Genomic DNA, 15,497 nt, shown 5'->3' on the forward strand with positions numbered 1-15,497 from the left:
CGCTCCCCTTTTTAACTATAATCCTTCAGACTTTTTGTCTTGCGAGATAATGAACTGCCTTCCTCCCAGTAAAAATAGAGCAAGAAAAATAGCAAGCATCAGGAAAGCCTGCTTTACACCAACCCATATTAGCAATACCGCACATAGTCCCAGCGCCAGGCTCATGAGGTACATATATATGACAGCTTGTCTATGGGAAAACCCCACATCCAGCAGTCGATGATGGATATGTCCCCTGTCGGCCTGCATTATAGGCCTTCCTTTGATGAGCCTCCTAACTATAGCAAAGGCCGTATCAAAGATGGGAAGTCCCAGCGCTAAGATGGGAACAATAAGAGCTATGGCCGTTGCACTCTTTACAGCCCCATCTACGGCTGCCGCAGCCAGGATATATCCCAGAAACATAGCTCCAGTGTCCCCCATGAATATCTTTGCGGGGTTGAAGTTGTACGGCAAAAATCCCAAAGCAGCTCCCGCAAGCAATGCTGTAACTAATGTTGTGTTCAGTTGGCCCAAGCTTATGTCGACTAGCATCATCGTCACAGATGCTATGACTGCGATTCCTGCTGCCAGTCCGTCGAGTCCGTCGATGAAATTCAAGGTATTGGTAATGCCCACAACCCAAAACAGCGTAACCGGTATGCTCCACTTGCCAAGATAAAACATCCCTCCGAAAGGATTAGTCACCCACTCTACCTTCAGCCCGAAAGCCACAAGGATATAAGCTGCAACCGTTTGAAGCAAGAGCTTTGCTTTTGCAGGAAGCCCATAAATGTCATCTAACACGCCCACCAATACCAGGAAGGCTCCGCCTATCAACATGCCGCGGAAGGAACTTTGCTCAAGTGGCAATGTAATCAATCCTACCGCAGTAAAAGCTGCAAAAATGGCAAGTCCTCCCAATCTCGGCGTGGGTTTTTTGTGAACCCGCCGGGCATCCTTCGGTATATCGACGGCGCCCATCTTCCAGGCCAATTTTATAACCCCCGGTGTAGCCATGTAAGATAAGGCCATCGACATTATAAATGCGTATATGTACAACGGCATTTTATAACGCCCCTTTACGCCAAACTTGCTTTTTTAATTTTATTCCATAAATCCTTTCTTGTCAAATTCGCTTATACTTTACAACCTCGATTCCCGCCTCTGAAAGCAGTTTCATCGCCAATTCGTCAGGATATTCTCCCTCGTACACAATCTTTTTAATCCCCGCATTTATGAGCATCTTGGCGCAAAGGGCACAGGGCTGACATGTCACATACAAAGTGGAGCCTCTTATGCTTATCCCCCATACTGCCGCCTGGATTATGGCATTCTGTTCGGCGTGTAGCCCTCTGCAAAGTTCGTGTCTTTCCCCGGAAGGTACTTTCATTTTTTCTCTCAAACAACCTACTTCATAACAATGGGCAAGGCCGGTCGGCGCTCCGTTGTAACCTGTGGTAAGTATCCTTTTTTCCAGAACGACTATAGCTCCTACCCTTCGCCGGAGGCAGGTGGACCTTTTTGCTACCACCCTGGCGATTTCCATAAAATAGTCATCCCAGGGTGGCCTTTCTACTTTTTTCATTTTGTGCCAAAGAGCCTGTCGCCGGCATCTCCAAGCCCTGGAACTATGTAGCCGTGGTCGTTGAGGCGTTCGTCGATTGCGGCCGTGTATATGTCTACATCCGGATGTTTTCTGTGAAGGGCTTCTATGCCTTCCGGCGCTGCAATAAGGCACATCAGTTTTATGCTGTTTGCGCCTTTTTCTTTTAACAGGTCTACGGCCATAATCGCAGAACCACCCGTGGCGAGCATCGGATCAAGGATTATGAGTTCCCTTTCCCCAACGTCAGCCGGCAATTTGCAGTAGTATTCCACAGGCTTTAGGGTTTCAGGGTCCCTGTAAAGGCCGATGTGGCCCACTTTCGAAGCAGGGATTAACTTTAAAAGGCCGTTGACCATTCCAAGGCCTGCCCTGAGTATGGGGACGACCCCCAGTTTTTTGCCTGAAATCATCTTCGCTTTACATGGCCCTATTGGAGTCTTTATCTCCACATCTTCGAGCGGTAAATATCTGGTTACCTCATAGGCCATCAGCATCGCCAGTTCTTCCACAAGCTCTCTGAATTCCTTCGCACCTGTCCTTTCATCCCTAATAAGGGCTAGCTTATGCTGTACCAATGGATGGTCTATCACGTAAACGTTTTTCATTCTATCCCCCATTTCTAAATATTCGAATAAAGCGGAAACCTTTCGCAAAGGCTTTTTACAGCCTTCATCACTTTTGCCTTTCTTATCTCATCATCCCGGTAAGTGAGGGTAATGTCTATGAGTTCGGCTATTTGCTCCATTTCGCTCTCCTTCATGCCCCTCGAAGTTAAAGCAGGAGTGCCTATCCTTATCCCACTTGTGACATTGGGCTTTTCTGGGTCGTAAGGTATAGCGTTTTTGTTCACCGTTATGCCTACATCATCGAGCAGTTTTTCTGCTTCAGCCCCTGTCAAGCCTTTATTTCTCAAGTCTACCAGTATCAGGTGGTTGTCCGTCCCGCCAGATACCAGGTTGTATCCCCTTTCCATCAATGTCTTAGCCAAGGCTTTTGCATTTTTTACAACCTGCTCCTGGTATTTTTTGAACTCCTCCGTGTCAGCCTCTTTTAAAGCACACCGCCTTGGCTGCTATGACGTGCATCAAAGGCCCTCCTTGAATTCCTGGAAACACTGCCTTATCTATAGCCTGGGCATATTCCTTTTTGCACAGTATCATTCCGCCCCTGGGGCCCCGCAGGGTCTTGTGGGTGGTGGTGGTCACGAAATCGGATACCGGCACCGGATTTGGGTGCAATCCTGCAGCCACAAGACCTGCAATGTGGGCCATATCTACCATCAGGTACGCCCCGACTTTCTTTGCAATTTCGGCTATCCTTTCAAAATCAATAATCCGCGGGTAGGCGCTTGCTCCTGCCACTATCATTTTCGGCCTGTGCTTTTCTGCCAGAGCTTCCAGTTCTTCGTAATCCAGAAATCCGGTTTCTTTAGAAACACCGTAGGGAATAAAATTGAAATACTTCCCCGAAATGTTCACAGGGCTTCCGTGGGTTAAGTGACCCCCATGTGCAAGGTTCATCCCCATGACCTTATCTCCGACATTCAGCACTGAAAAGTATACAGCGGTATTGGCCTGGGCACCTGAGTGGGGCTGGACGTTTGCATGTTCAGCGCTAAATAGCTTCTTAGCCCTTTCTCTAGCCAAATTTTCCACTACATCCACGAATTCGCAACCCCCGTAATACCTTCTGCCGGGATACCCTTCCGCATACTTGTTAGTCAGCACCGATCCCTGCGCTTCCATTACCGCTTTACTTGCGAAATTTTCTGAGGCTATCATCTCCAGGTGATTTTGCTGTCGTCTCAATTCGTTTTCTATTGCCTCCGCAACCTCGGGATCTACCACCTTCAAAACTCCCATAAAAACCCTCCTCTTTTATCGATTTTCGTAAGAGCTTATCTTGTCGATCCGCCGCTTATGACGTCCTCCTTCAAATTCCGCCTTGAGCCATTCTTCCACTATAGCTTTGGCAAGGCCGGGGCCTATTACCCTTCCTCCCATGGTCAGGACGTTGGCATTGTTGTGAAGCCTGGACATCTTTGCCGAATACACGTCGTGGCATAAAGCAGCGCGGATTCCCTTTACTTTGTTGGCGGCTATGGTAACTCCTATACCTGTCCCGCAAATCAAAATACCCCTGTCGTATTCACCGCGGGCAACCGCTTCGGCGAGTTTAAATGCGATATCGGGATAATCCACCGGCTCTTCGGAAAAGGTACCCATATCCTCGTACTCTATGCCTTTCTCTTCCAAAAATTTGATAATCTCCTCTTTCAAACCAAATCCGCCATGGTCGCTGGCTACGGCTATTTTCATTGCACTTTCCCCCTTTGCGCTCACTACATTATTATATTTAAAACCATCAACCCCTGTCCAGCTTTTCCAGAACCTTTTCGAGCTGCTCCTTCAGCGCTTGTGCCACTCGGCGGTAAGTATCCTCATCACCGCCGTAAGGATCTGCAATATCCACCCCTTCGTCGCCTTCGTCTTCGGCAAACTCGGCAAGGACAAAGACCCTGCCCTTCGTATGGGGAAACTTATTCACAATGTAATCTTTGTGGCTTTTCGTCATGGTGAGTATAAGGTCGGCCTTTAGAAGCTCTTCGGAAAGGGTCTTTGTTCTATGCGAGGAAATGTCTACACCGATATCCTTCATAACCTTTACGGCTTGAGGAGACGCGGGCATTCCCACGACGGCGGCTATCCCGCATGAATCCACATCTATTTCCCCTTCCTTGCCGCGCTCCTTTATCATTTTTCTAAAAAGGCCCTCCGCCATGCTGCTGCGGCAGGTATTGCCAGTGCACACAAAAAGCACTTTCTTCATAACCTGACGCCTCCCAATATATCATTCGAGCTTAATTATATTATACCCTGCGGCTTTTCGAAGCCTATTCATGACCGCAAGGCCAAGGCCACTTTCCGGAATACTTTCTGCCAGTATTTGGTCTACCCCCATCCTGTCGAATTTTCTAAGCACGGAAAAAAGGTTTGCCGAAATGGTCAAAGGTGCATTTCTATCCCCAACGGAAATCACATATCCTATTTTATAATACATGCGCGTCTGAGCGGTGGCCATTATGCCCACTTTCTTGCCCTCGACGGAAAGCTTTTTTGCCATCTCAGAAATTTTTTTAATCTGGGCCTTAATCGGGCCCTCTACCACAATCATAGGGGCTTTCGGCGAATAATGCCTGTACTTCTGGCCGGGCGATTTGGGCTTCTGCCCGGGCAAAAGACCTGCGTCCAGTTCCACCCTGCCTATCACTTCTTCCAATTCCTCTCGGGTAATTCCGCCTGGCCTCAAAATCACTGGGACATCACCTGTCAAATCAAGGACCGTAGATTCCACGCCGACCTCGCACGGGCCCCCATCCAGTATTACGTCCACCCTCCCAGCCATGTCTTCGTAAACGTCTTCGGCAGTGGTGGGACTCGGCTTTCCCGATATGTTGGCGCTCGGAGCGGCTATGGGCACTCCCGACTCCTTTATGAGCGCTAAGGCCACAGGATGTCTCGGCATTCTCACCGCAACCGTATCGAGTCCCCCTGTAGTACTGTACGGAACTTTATTCGACTTTTCGAGGACCAGTGTGAGGGGGCCGGGCCAGAACCTCTCCATCAATATTCGAGCTTCAGGCGGCATATTGCGAACAAGCCCTTCCACTTCTTTATGAGATGATATATGGACGATTAACGGATTGTCCTGAGGCCTGTTTTTGGCACTATATATTTTGCGGGCAGCATCCTCATCAAGGGCATTTGCCCCAAGGCCGTATACCGTTTCTGTCGGAAAGGCTACAAGTCCCCCGGCTCTTATGACGCCTGCGGCAATTTTTATGCATTCTAAATCCGGCTCTTTAGGATTTACTTTAATCAGTTTCGTTTCCATAGCATCACTTTCCCCGCTCAGCCTAGCAAAATTCCTAAAAAGGAAGCAAGAACTATCAACAAAATGGGATTTATCTTAAACATGTAAAGTCCCAGCAAAGCCAGAACGGCTATAAATACATCCTTTATGCCCGTTATGGAATTTTTGCCCAGCGAGTAGGCGGCATTTACAATCAGAGCAATAACCGCTGGTCTCACCCCTAAAAAAAAGCGGTCCACCCATTTTAGGCTCCTGTATTTTTTTATCAGGAAAGCCAATGTAATAATGATTACTGCCGAAGGAGCGGCCACACCACAAGTAGCAGACACCGAACCTAATAAGCCTGCAATCTTATATCCAACAAAAGTTGCCGCATTGACCGCAATAGGTCCTGGGGTCATCTGGGATATGGCGATTATGTCCATGAATTGCTCGAGGGTAAGCCAGCCGTTTATATCTATTATCTCCCTCTGGATGAAAGGTATCATAGCGTAGCCGCCGCCGAAGCTAAAAAGGCCTATTTTAAAAAAAGCCCAAAAAAGCTTTATTAATATCACCCGATATCGCCCTCTTCTCCGTGTTCCTTCCTCAAATCAAAAAGGACTCCGCTAATTCCCGCGGCAAGAACGGTAAAAACGGGATGCACATCGAATATAAATAAGGCTGCCAGGCAGATTGCGGCTATACCCATATCGACATAGTTTTTAAAGGCCGCTTTCCAGAGATTAATGGCGGCGCTCATAACCAGCACCACCAGGGCGGGATATACTCCCCTGAAAGCCCTTTGAACTGCCGGCATTGACCTAATTTTTGCATAAAGCAAAGCAACTGCCAAAATTATGAGGAAGGACGGAAGAACCGTTCCCAAAACGGCAATAGCCGCACCCAAAAGCCCGTAAAGTCTGTACCCAATGTAAATCGAAGAATTTATGGCGACAGCTCCCGGAGCACACTGGGATACCGCGATTATGTCGAGAAATTCATCTTCCTTGAGCCACTTCAATTTATCCACAAATTCCTCTTTCATGAGAGGAATCATGGCAAACCCGCCCCCGAGGGTGAAAGCCCCTATCTTAAAGAAAGCCCAAAACATAAAAAAGAGCTTGCGAAAGGGTATTTTTTCATTCACTTTTCCCATCTCCAGCATGTAGTGATGCGGCTATCACCCGTTCAAAGCCGCTGTAATCCTTTATAATCCTGATATCCTCAAAGCATTCCTTTTTGAGGAAACTACAGACCCTCTCCCGCTGGTTATTGCCGATTTCCAGGACGATACTTCCCCTGGATTTTAAAAATTTGGGAACCCTTGTAATTATGCGCCTGTAAAAATCCAGCCCGTCGGGACCTCCGTCCAGAGCCACTTTCGGCTCTTTTTTTACCTCTGGGGACAGGTTTTCCAGTTCATTGGACGGGATATAAGGGGGATTCGCCACCACCACGTCAAATCCTTTTAGCCCCTCTTTTTCGAAAGGTTGCCAGAGATCCCCAATTAAAAAGCGAACCCGGTCCTCCACACCGTGCTTGGCAGCATTCAACATGGTCACTTCCCCGGCTATTTCCGATATGTCTGAAGCGTACACCATAGCGTCCTTTTTAAAAAAAGCTATAGATATTGCTACAGCTCCGCTTCCGCAGCATAGTTCTGCCACTTTGGGCGTTTTTATGTTTGAAATACGGCTTAGAACTTCTTCCACTAAAAATTCGGTTTCCGGTCGGGGAATCAATACCCCTTCTTTCACGAAAAATTCCAGGGTAAAAAACTCCTTTTTCCCGGTAATGTACGCCACTGGAATCCGCGAACTCCGCTTTTCTATCAAGGCCTTGTAGGTTTTGATTTCCTCTTCTTTCAGCTCTCTTTGAGGTTCAAGGTACAGGTCCATCCGCCTTGCCCCGAGCACGTGAGAAAGTATTACCTCTGCATCAAGCAAAGGATTTTCGACCCCCGCCTCGAGGAGTACTTTTCGGCCGTACCTTAAACCTTCAACGACGTTCATTGAACCGCCCTCATCTCATCGCCGTCGGCCTCGGCAAGCTTCTTTGCCTGATCTTCCGCGATCAGCCTTTCTATCAGTTCGTCCAGTTCCCCGTCCAATATGTTCTCCAGCTGGTGCGTCGTAAAGCCTATGCGGTGGTCGGTAACCCTCCCCTGCGGAAAGTTGTAAGTCCTTATCCTCTCGCTCCTGTCTCCCGTACCTACCTGGCTCCTCCTGCTCTGGGCTATCTTTTCTTCTTGTTCTTTCCTTTTTATCTCCAGGAGCTTTGCCCTCAATATCTTAAGGGCCCTTTCCCTATTTTTAAGCTGTGACCGCTCGTCCTGGCAGGTAACTATAATCCCCGTGGGAAGGTGGGTTATCCTTACCGCCGAATCGGTGGTGTTCACTGACTGACCGCCGTGACCCGAAGACCTGAATACATCTATTCTTATCTCATTAGGATTTATTTCCACATCCACCTCTTCGGCTTCCGGCAACACCGCCACCGTGGCCGTGGAAGTGTGGATTCTCCCTCCGGCCTCGGTCACCGGTATCCTCTGCACCCGGTGGACGCCGGATTCGTACTTCAGGCGGCTGTATGCTCCTTTCCCCATCACCTCAAAGATAACTTCTTTAAATCCGCCCAGCTCCGTAGGGTTGGAGCTCATCACCTCAACCTTCCAACCTTTCCGCTCGGCATAGCGGGTATACATCCTAAAAAGGTCTCCGGCAAACAGCGCCGCCTCTTCTCCCCCTGCCCCGGCCCTGATTTCCATTATAACATCCTTTTCATCATTCGGGTCCTTGGGCAAGAGCAGGATCTTTAATTTTTCCTGGAGTTCCTTTTCCCTTTCTTTCAACCGCTCTATCTCCTCTTTAATGAATTCTTCCATCTCCCGGTCGTTGGAAATTTCTTTAAGAAGCTCCCTGCTTTCTTTTATTTCTTCCACGACCTTCTTATACTCGCGATAGCAGGAAACTATCTCTTCCAAAGAGGCGTGCTCTTTTGCCAAATTCCTCCACTCTTCCTGCCTTGCAATAACTTCCGGGTTGCTTATCTGCCTTGTGAGCTCCTCATACCTTCTCTCTATAGACTCCAGCTTATCTAGCAATTCCCATCACCTCCAGACAGTACACACTTCAAAGCCTCTAGAGCCACTTCCAGTTGGGAATCGTCGGGTTCACGGGTGGTTAGTCTTTGAAGCCACAAACCAGGGGCACTTAGTAACCGGACAAAGACTGTGTTACTTTTCCCGGTAAACCTTATGAATTCGTAAGATATCCCCGCCACCGCAGGAAAAAGCAAAATCCTGAAAGCAATGCGAGCCGCTATTCCCGGCCATCCCAGTGTTGAAAAAAGCAAAATGCTTACAACCATGACCACCAGTAAGAAGCTGGTACCGCAGCGCGGATGAAGGGTTGTGTATTTTCTTGCGTTTTCTACCGTCAATTCCTCTCCGCTTTCATAGCAGTGAACGGCCTTGTGCTCTGCTCCGTGATATTCGAAAAATCTTTTTATATCTTTCATCGAAGAAATGGATATCAAATACAATAAAAAAACCAGAATGCGGACAAGCCCTTCTATGAGGTTGAGCAAAAAGGGATTCTTTATGCTTCCAGCTATGAATTTTGTTAAAACGGTCGGAAAAACGATAAAAACGAGCAGCGCAAATGCCAGGGCCATCACAACGGCTAAAAAAATATCCCTGCTGCTTAGCTCTTCTTCATCATCGGAGACTACCCCCGCCGAATAGGAAAGCGCCCTTACTCCTATTACCAGCATCTCTATTAATGCCACGGCTCCCCTTAATATCGGAGCTTTCAAGAAAGGATACCGGTCGGAAATTGAAAAGTTTTCCTCCCTTTTAATTACGATTTCGCCGTCTTTCCTCACAGCTATGGCGGTGTACTTAGGGCTCCTCATCATGACTCCTTCTAAAACGGCCTGACCGCCTATCGCCGGTCTTTCACTCTTCATCTTTTCTCCCTTTCTATAATACGAATAAAGGCTAGAGTTGAAACTCTAACCTTTTAATCATTCTTCATCCTTTATGCCGTACTTCTTCTTGAAACGTTCCACGCGCCCGCCAGTGTCAACCAGCTTCTGCTTGCCGGTAAAGAATGGATGGCACTTGGAGCAAATCTCGACGTGGATTTCGGGCTTGGTAGAACCGGTCTCGAAGGTCTCCCCGCATGCACACCTCACGATCGCTTTACCATAATTGGGGTGTATGCCCTTTTTCATTTATATCACCTCACAGAAAATTGTTTTCACATTCAAACCTAAACCTAACCTTTGTTATTATAGCATACGCGGCTTATTAACACAAGGTCCTGTAGAAAATATTTGAAACACGCTCATGCGTACTCCCTGTCCACTGTTATCACAGGATTGTAACCCGGATACACCTTTTTTATCTCCGATATTATTTTATGTTTTACCCTGTTCTTCGTGCTCCTTTACATCGCTCGATACAACCACGTCGAAATAGACAAATGCTGTCGCATTTTTTCCTTTAACTTACCACAGAAATTTCATAACCGCACTTTGGGCATTTGGCATCGCGAATCTTCACCTGTACCATGTAGCCATACCGCCTTATTACGGCCTCCCCGCACCGGGGGCAGTAAGTGTTGCTGCCTACCTCATCGGCGATGTTACCGGTGTAAACGTAGTCCAGGTACTTCGAGGCTTTCTCCCTGGCCCTCTTCAGGGTGATGACGGGAGTGGGAGGCAGGTTCATCTTGTAATTGGGAAAATACCGCGTGAGGTGAAGCGGAATATCCCGGCGGATTGAAGAAAGCCAGCAAGCCAGGGCTTCTATTTCTTCATCTCGATCGTTGAGCCCGGGGATCAGCAGGGTGGTTATCTCTACGTGACAGGTCTCCTGAGCCCGCTCTACGGTCCGCTTGACCGCAGAAAGGCTCCCCGACGTCAGGTCCCTGTAGAAATCTTCGGTGTAAGCCTTGACGTCTATGTTCATGGCATCTACATAGGGAAGCAGTTGCTCCAACGGCTCCATCTCTATGAACCCGTTGGTGACGAGAACGTTTTTAAGCCCCTCCTTTTTTGCTAGCCGGACACACTCTAATACGTACTCGTACCATATCGACGGTTCGTTGTACGTGTAGGCTATTCCGATGTTTCCTGGCTGGCTTTTTGCTATTTTTATAAGCCGTTCGGCCGGGACGTACTCGGTAGGAACTTCGGTCACTTGCGCTATCTGCCAGTTTTGGCAGAATTTGCAGCGGAAGTTGCATCCGAAGCTGCCCACCGAAAAGATTAAGCTGCCGGGGTAAAAGTGATAGAGGGGCTTTTTTTCTATCGGGTCCATGCCCAAAGAAGATATCCTGCCGTAATTTGTGGAGTAAAGCACGCCCTTTATATTTTTTCGAACCCTACATGCGCCAGACCTTCCGGGCGAGATTACGCAATGGTGGGGGCAAAGAAGACATCGGGTGAGTTCGCCTTCCTCTTTCTCGTAAAACATTGCTTCTTTAATCGGCATTTTGCCCTCATCTTGCAAGGATCGACACCTCTTTTCGCCTCAATGGTGCCTCTTTACTTCAAACCTGAAAATTTCATAATCCTCGTCGGGCCTTATCCCTGCTTTTCTCAAGGCGATTTCCAGCTGCTTTTCCACGGTATCCACTCCTTCTAGATCCGGCAGCAAGAGCCCAGTCCTCGCTCCTTTCTTTACTATAACGCCGTACTTTTTTGGGTCCAGCTTATCCGGCGAATCCACGGGTTCCGGCGTCGTGAGGACGTCTACCGAATAGACGAGTTCGGGAAGTTCTTCGGGTTCAACCGGTGAAAATCTCGGGTCTTCGCATCCAGCGCTTATAGCGTTTCTTATTATTTCTTCTGCAATGTTTTTCCTAGTCGGCAAAAAAGTTCCTATGCACCCGCGAAGCTGGCCGCGCTTTTTTATCGAGACGAAAACTCCCGCCCTTTGCTTCAGCATTTCTTCCGAAAGGTCATCGGGCACTTTTATTACCTTTCCCGTCCTGACGTAAGTCTCCAGGCTTTGGCGCGCCAGTTTCACGTAAGGGTCTTCGTTTTCCCTCCTTTTCTTAATATCTTCGGCCCTCCTTTTTAACAGCCTTTCCAGCCAGCTTTCGGTTTTCCCTTCCGGATAGAACGCGGCCACGCAGTACCCCACTCCGAAAGGCCCTTCGTAAGAAAGGACTTCGGCTTTTACCTCACGGCCGTCCAGTGTCCCGAGCATTATCCAGATAGACCGGAGGCCGCATTCGCCCGCCCTTTCTATGAGGTCCTGGTCCATGTCATATAAGGCATCCAGGTCGAAGCGCTCCAGAATAGAAATCAGTTTCTCGTCAAAAACCTTGCCCTCGGGATCAAACCCCGCCGGTGCTCCGGGAAGGAGCCGGTGGGATAAATCGCCGCTCGCTACCACCACCACTTTTTTATCCAGAGATTCAGCCGCTTCCCCGATGGCCTTCCCGAAAGTATAAAGGTCCTCGTAGGGAAGCATCCCGAAGGACATGGGCACCAGCTTGATGTCCGCAGTGTGGCGGGTTATGAAATAAAGGGGCACCATTACTCCGTGGTCCAGCTTCTTTTTTAAACCATATCTGGAATAATTTATTATACTCGATTTTACTGTGGGAATTTTCTTCTCATTTGCCTTTTTTAACACCTCGGCCTTTAATTGCTCATCCGGCACAAATTCAAGAGTCAATTCAGGCACTCCAAATTCTGCAAAATCTCCTTTCAAAGGAAAATCATATACGCAGATTGCATCTTGAAAGACCGGACCGTGAGGTGAGATTATCACTATAGTCTCTGGCTTCAGCCTTACTATTTCTTCTCCTACTCGGTGGGCAGCTTCTATAGAGTTTTTAACTTTTAACGTCTCCTTTTTGCCCACTTCCTCAATCATTATTGCAGGATGAGGCATCAGGAAACATCCAACTATTCCCATAAAGGCCTCTTTGCCCGGCGTTCAAACCGGGGCTGGGTTATTTTTATACCGCCTTTTCCTGCGGGGACCCCAGCAGGCGGATTTTCCCCCGATTTTAATAAATATTTTCATACTTTATTATACCACTTCCCGCAGATGGTATTTAGTCTCATTTTCGCTTAAAATTAAGATTTATAAATGTATGTATAAAGAAGGATAAACTAAAAACATGAAGAATATTATAGCAAATTACAGTTTTTGAAAGGGGGATAATTTATGGATTGCAAGACGATAATGGCAATCCTAGTCGACAATCGGACCCACTCGGCTCCAAAAGTACAGGAAATTCTTACAAAGTACGGGTGCAACATCAAAGTTCGCCTAGGCTTGCACGAAGTCGATGAAAGGCACTGCTCCGACGAGGGGCTCATAATCCTTCAGCTTTGCGGTTCGGAAGAGGATATACAAAATCTAGAAAAGGAACTCAACTCGCTTGAAAGGGTAAAGGCCAAGAAGATAACGTTATCTTTGTGAGGCAATTTTTAAGGGCGCCGTCTTCCGGCGCCTTTCTACACAGCGCTACCTTTCCACCTTGCAAGATTCCTCTTTGCGTTTTCCTTTACTCTTTCTATGTGTTCTTTCGTCACCGGCCGCTCGAAGCTCCTGAATCCCGCCAGTTTAAAGCCGTGCTTTTTGGCAAGCCGCGATATTTCTTCCACCTGCTCTACTGTCAAATCTCTGCCGAGAGTAAAGCACTCGTACCGCCGCTCCAGCGCGAGTATCATGGTTTCGGCCATGCAGGCATAGCACGTCTTCGGCTCGAATCCGAAATTGAAATTGAAGTTCACATCTCCGGGCACTTCCACCACGCCGCCCTCGATGATCAGAACGTCGTCGCGCTTTTCGGCCACTTCTTTGGAAACATCTCTCGGCCTTGCCACATCGCACACCACCGCGCCGGGCTTTAAGTCTTCAGCTTCGATTACGGTATCCACGCTGCTTGTTACAGTAATCACAACATCCGCCTTCTTCAAGGCATTTTTTGCGTTAGAGGTAATTCGCACCGAAAGCCCCGTTTCACGCAGGATTTTCTCGGCAATAGCTTCGAGCCTCTGCGTATTCCTCCCAACCAATGTCAAAAAACGGGCATCCTTCGCCAGAATTTCCGCGCATACTTTCCCGATGGAGCCAGTCGCACCTATTATCACTACCTCGGCATCCCTTATGTCCTTCCCCATCAGCTCCGCTGCCTTCACAGCCCCCTCAACTGCAGTCGCTACGGTATAGCTGTTTCCCGTCGTAACGGGTATGTTCAAGTTCTTCGATATGGTAATTCCCGCATCCCCCACTACCGAAGTAAAGGCCCCCAAGCCCACTATCTTAGCACCTAGCTTTTCGGCAAGCTTTCCCGCTCTTATTATCTTTTTTATCACGAAATCTTCGGGAATAGTCATCATCTGCCGGGTAGTAAGGGGACAGCCTACGAACCAACCTTCCACCTCGTTGTACGGTGATTTTACTCCTGTTATGTGAGAAACCTTCACCGGCGGAAGGTGCTTTATAATTCCTTCTATGACCTTTTCCGGCCACGACCTCATGAATTTGAATTTTCTCGTCGCATCGTAAGTATCGATGGGATGAATTATAAATGCGAAACTATCCATTTCAACCACCTCTTTTTTTAATTTAATTTCTCTATGCGCGGCAAAAAGCCTATTTTTTCTAAAAGCTCCTCGTAATCATTAGGAGTAAGCTCATTATACGGTTTTCCCGCAAGGGAAACAAGGACCGCCTCCATTACGTTGGTGCCGAAAGACCTGCCTTCTAGCTCAGGAGTCGTCGTAACGAGCATCTTAACGCCTTTTTCTTTTAACATCCCAACGTCTTCGGAGGTCACCGTATTTGTTATTATTACCTTCCCTTGAAGCTTCTCGGGCATATACCTCTTTATGTAATGAAAGTCCCCCGCGATGATATCCGCTTCTTCGAAAAATTTGCTGAACCTGGATTTGTTTACTTCCTGTTTTTCCCCTGTAGGATAAAGCATCTCGAAGGGCAATCTTGACAGTACCGGCACCAGTATCCTCGCCAAAAAATCTATGACCTTTAGCGAATGGAGGGGAATGGGTATGCCCAGTGCAAATATTAAATCGCCGTAGGTCATCAATGCACCCGTCTTTTCCAGGGCTTGTGCCATGCCGAACCGATCGGTGGCCGCGACTAAAAGCACCTTTTTCCCTTTAAAATCAAGAATTTTTTCTTTATCCAAGTATTCAATGACCTTTCTTTCCAGGGTATTTTTAAGCCCCGAGCCGTCCACCACGGGCGATATTCTGGCACAAGCAGCCAGCTTTGCGGCATCTTTTATAATGTAGCGTTTTTTCCCAGCATAAAGGTAAAGATCGATGCCCCCGAGGCCAAATGCGCTAACCTTGCCATCGTACTGCCTTATGAGTTCGGCCGCCTTTTGCTTGTCCCCATCGGTACCCACACGCTCTATAAGAAATTCCTCTCCCAATATATTCACCTTTACCTTATGGTTTCTCTTCGACGAACCTAAGCTCACACTCATCACATGCTTCACAGTTCATCACTCCCTTATCTTTCTTATAATCTCCCTCAGGTAATCGGGCTCCACGTAAACATCTTCTTTCATTGGAGACCGCCCTATCTCTATTGCAACCACCTCGTTATCGAGAAGCGCCCTGAAAAGTTTTATCCGCTGGTCGGAGCCCAAAATAATCACCACGTCGTGCTGCCTCACCTTGTAAATCAGACCCATAATTTCGTTTACCAACTCTATCCCGGATTTTTTATAAACGAAATCCCACCGCTCTCTGTCGGTCATGAGGAGGAGGAAATCCACCCCTTCTTCCCGGGCAACCTTTTCTATTTCAGCGGTATTTTTAAGCGGAAAGCCAATCAGAGCTATGGTTTTTCCCTTTCTTACTTCGCCCAAATTTTCTATTCTCGAAATGAAGGACCTGTCAATGCCGAATCTTTTCGCCACCTCAGCCTGAGACAATCCCTTTTGCCTTAAGGACAACATCTCCTCCAGCACAGCAATTATTTTCGTCATGCTTATCAGTTTGTCTCCTATGCGTATGAGGTCCATGCTCTCACCTGCCGTGCACAATT

The 15,497-nt window shown here is 47.8% G+C and carries 18 protein-coding genes and 1 pseudogene; 1 reads left to right on the forward strand and 18 read right to left on the reverse strand.

Annotated elements, in window-relative coordinates; all coding sequences use genetic code 11:
* Positions 1-15: 15 nt before the first annotated feature.
* The 15 genes and pseudogenes from BUB66_RS08180 to amrA all read right to left on the reverse strand — a co-directional run bounded on the left by BUB66_RS08180 (position 16) and on the right by amrA (position 12,380).
* Positions 16-1,047, reverse strand: coding sequence for a glycosyltransferase family 4 protein (locus BUB66_RS08180; protein ID WP_073257428.1), 1,032 nt, complete (start codon positions 1,045-1,047; stop codon positions 16-18).
* A gap of 61 nt (positions 1,048-1,108) precedes the next feature.
* Complete coding sequence (locus BUB66_RS08185) at positions 1,109-1,567, reverse strand: deoxycytidylate deaminase (RefSeq protein ID WP_073257431.1); 459 nt, start codon at positions 1,565-1,567, stop codon at positions 1,109-1,111.
* Positions 1,564-2,193, reverse strand: coding sequence for a uracil phosphoribosyltransferase (gene upp, locus BUB66_RS08190; protein WP_073257434.1), 630 nt, complete (start codon positions 2,191-2,193; stop codon positions 1,564-1,566). Before upp ends, BUB66_RS08185 begins: the two co-directional genes overlap by 4 nt.
* Positions 2,194-2,207: 14 nt before the next feature.
* A pseudogene (locus BUB66_RS08195) lies at positions 2,208-3,450 on the reverse strand (serine hydroxymethyltransferase).
* Between the two features lie 15 nt (positions 3,451-3,465).
* Entirely contained in the window at positions 3,466-3,906 is a 441-nt protein-coding gene (gene rpiB / locus BUB66_RS08200; RefSeq protein ID WP_073257437.1) for a ribose 5-phosphate isomerase B, read from the reverse strand.
* 46 nt (positions 3,907-3,952) lie between these two features.
* Positions 3,953-4,417: a low molecular weight protein arginine phosphatase gene (locus BUB66_RS08205; RefSeq protein ID WP_073257440.1), complete on the reverse strand. Its 465-nt coding sequence runs from the start codon at positions 4,415-4,417 to the stop codon at positions 3,953-3,955.
* Between the two features lie 21 nt (positions 4,418-4,438).
* Positions 4,439-5,482: an L-threonylcarbamoyladenylate synthase gene (locus tag BUB66_RS08210; protein ID WP_073257443.1), complete on the reverse strand. Its 1,044-nt coding sequence runs from the start codon at positions 5,480-5,482 to the stop codon at positions 4,439-4,441.
* 17 nt (positions 5,483-5,499) lie between these two features.
* Positions 5,500-6,018 carry a chromate transporter gene (locus BUB66_RS08215; RefSeq protein ID WP_073257446.1) on the reverse strand — a complete coding sequence of 173 codons (519 nt, stop codon included), beginning with the start codon at positions 6,016-6,018 and terminating at the stop codon, positions 5,500-5,502.
* Complete coding sequence (locus BUB66_RS08220; RefSeq protein WP_188092888.1) at positions 6,015-6,554, reverse strand: chromate transporter; 540 nt, start codon at positions 6,552-6,554, stop codon at positions 6,015-6,017. The genes BUB66_RS08215 and BUB66_RS08220 overlap by 4 nt, the downstream gene beginning before the upstream one ends.
* Positions 6,555-6,582: 28 nt before the next feature.
* Complete coding sequence (gene prmC / locus BUB66_RS08225) at positions 6,583-7,455, reverse strand: peptide chain release factor N(5)-glutamine methyltransferase (RefSeq protein WP_073257451.1); 873 nt, start codon at positions 7,453-7,455, stop codon at positions 6,583-6,585.
* On the reverse strand, positions 7,452-8,546 hold the full coding sequence (gene prfA, locus BUB66_RS08230; RefSeq protein WP_073257454.1) for a peptide chain release factor 1: 1,095 nt from the start codon (positions 8,544-8,546) through the stop codon (positions 7,452-7,454). The genes prmC and prfA overlap by 4 nt, the downstream gene beginning before the upstream one ends.
* Positions 8,540-9,412, reverse strand: a complete 873-nt coding sequence (locus tag BUB66_RS08235) for a DUF1385 domain-containing protein (RefSeq protein ID WP_073257457.1) — start codon at positions 9,410-9,412, stop codon at positions 8,540-8,542. The genes prfA and BUB66_RS08235 overlap by 7 nt, the downstream gene beginning before the upstream one ends.
* Positions 9,413-9,469: 57 nt before the next feature.
* Entirely contained in the window at positions 9,470-9,679 is a 210-nt protein-coding gene (gene rpmE, locus BUB66_RS08240) for a 50S ribosomal protein L31 (protein ID WP_066352212.1), read from the reverse strand.
* 271 nt (positions 9,680-9,950) lie between these two features.
* Positions 9,951-10,943, reverse strand: coding sequence for an AmmeMemoRadiSam system radical SAM enzyme (amrS, locus tag BUB66_RS08245; RefSeq protein ID WP_073257513.1), 993 nt, complete (start codon positions 10,941-10,943; stop codon positions 9,951-9,953).
* Positions 10,944-10,982: 39 nt separating this feature from the next.
* Complete coding sequence (gene amrA / locus BUB66_RS08250) at positions 10,983-12,380, reverse strand: AmmeMemoRadiSam system protein A (protein WP_073257460.1); 1,398 nt, start codon at positions 12,378-12,380, stop codon at positions 10,983-10,985.
* A 255-nt stretch (positions 12,381-12,635) separates the two neighbouring features.
* Between amrA and BUB66_RS08255 the strand changes: the two genes are divergently transcribed.
* On the forward strand, positions 12,636-12,893 hold the full coding sequence (locus tag BUB66_RS08255) for a CPF_0552 family protein (protein ID WP_073257463.1): 258 nt from the start codon (positions 12,636-12,638) through the stop codon (positions 12,891-12,893).
* A gap of 35 nt (positions 12,894-12,928) precedes the next feature.
* Here the strand turns inward: BUB66_RS08255 and BUB66_RS08260 are convergent, their stop codons facing one another.
* Genes BUB66_RS08260 through BUB66_RS08270 form a run of 3 tightly spaced genes read right to left on the reverse strand, consistent with a single transcriptional unit; the run spans position 12,929 to position 15,474 of the window.
* The gene (locus tag BUB66_RS08260) at positions 12,929-14,023 is read right to left on the reverse strand and encodes a saccharopine dehydrogenase NADP-binding domain-containing protein (protein WP_073257466.1); all 1,095 of its coding nucleotides are present in this window, start codon (positions 14,021-14,023) and stop codon (positions 12,929-12,931) included.
* Between the two features lie 17 nt (positions 14,024-14,040).
* On the reverse strand, positions 14,041-14,943 hold the full coding sequence (locus tag BUB66_RS08265; protein ID WP_073257469.1) for a quinate 5-dehydrogenase: 903 nt from the start codon (positions 14,941-14,943) through the stop codon (positions 14,041-14,043).
* A gap of 6 nt (positions 14,944-14,949) precedes the next feature.
* On the reverse strand, positions 14,950-15,474 hold the full coding sequence (locus BUB66_RS08270) for a helix-turn-helix domain-containing protein (RefSeq protein WP_073257471.1): 525 nt from the start codon (positions 15,472-15,474) through the stop codon (positions 14,950-14,952).
* Positions 15,475-15,497: the final 23 nt, after the last annotated feature.

Origin of the sequence: Caldanaerovirga acetigignens (assembly GCF_900142995.1) — a bacterium.
GTDB lineage: Bacteria > Bacillota > Thermosediminibacteria > Thermosediminibacterales > Thermosediminibacteraceae > Fervidicola > Fervidicola acetigignens.

Bases quoted from the DNA above. Each gene is read 5' to 3' on its own strand.
- BUB66_RS08180 (WP_073257428.1), bottom strand. From the start codon at position 1,047: ATGCCGTTGTACATATACGCATTTATAATGTCGATGGCCTTATCTTAC.
- BUB66_RS08185 (WP_073257431.1), bottom strand. From the start codon at position 1,567: ATGAAAAAAGTAGAAAGGCCACCCTGGGATGACTATTTTATGGAAATC.
- upp (WP_073257434.1), bottom strand. From the start codon at position 2,193: ATGAAAAACGTTTACGTGATAGACCATCCATTGGTACAGCATAAGCTA.
- rpiB (WP_073257437.1), bottom strand. From the start codon at position 3,906: ATGAAAATAGCCGTAGCCAGCGACCATGGCGGATTTGGTTTGAAAGAG.
- BUB66_RS08205 (WP_073257440.1), bottom strand. From the start codon at position 4,417: ATGAAGAAAGTGCTTTTTGTGTGCACTGGCAATACCTGCCGCAGCAGC.
- BUB66_RS08210 (WP_073257443.1), bottom strand. From the start codon at position 5,482: ATGGAAACGAAACTGATTAAAGTAAATCCTAAAGAGCCGGATTTAGAA.
- BUB66_RS08220 (WP_188092888.1), bottom strand. From the start codon at position 6,554: ATGTTTTGGGCTTTCTTTAAGATAGGGGCTTTCACCCTCGGGGGCGGG.
- prmC (WP_073257451.1), bottom strand. From the start codon at position 7,455: ATGAACGTCGTTGAAGGTTTAAGGTACGGCCGAAAAGTACTCCTCGAG.
- BUB66_RS08235 (WP_073257457.1), bottom strand. From the start codon at position 9,412: ATGAAGAGTGAAAGACCGGCGATAGGCGGTCAGGCCGTTTTAGAAGGA.
- rpmE (WP_066352212.1), bottom strand. From the start codon at position 9,679: ATGAAAAAGGGCATACACCCCAATTATGGTAAAGCGATCGTGAGGTGT.
- amrS (WP_073257513.1), bottom strand. From the start codon at position 10,943: ATGCCGATTAAAGAAGCAATGTTTTACGAGAAAGAGGAAGGCGAACTC.
- amrA (WP_073257460.1), bottom strand. From the start codon at position 12,380: ATGGGAATAGTTGGATGTTTCCTGATGCCTCATCCTGCAATAATGATT.
- BUB66_RS08255 (WP_073257463.1), top strand. From the start codon at position 12,636: ATGGATTGCAAGACGATAATGGCAATCCTAGTCGACAATCGGACCCAC.
- BUB66_RS08260 (WP_073257466.1), bottom strand. From the start codon at position 14,023: ATGGATAGTTTCGCATTTATAATTCATCCCATCGATACTTACGATGCG.
- BUB66_RS08270 (WP_073257471.1), bottom strand. From the start codon at position 15,474: ATGGACCTCATACGCATAGGAGACAAACTGATAAGCATGACGAAAATA.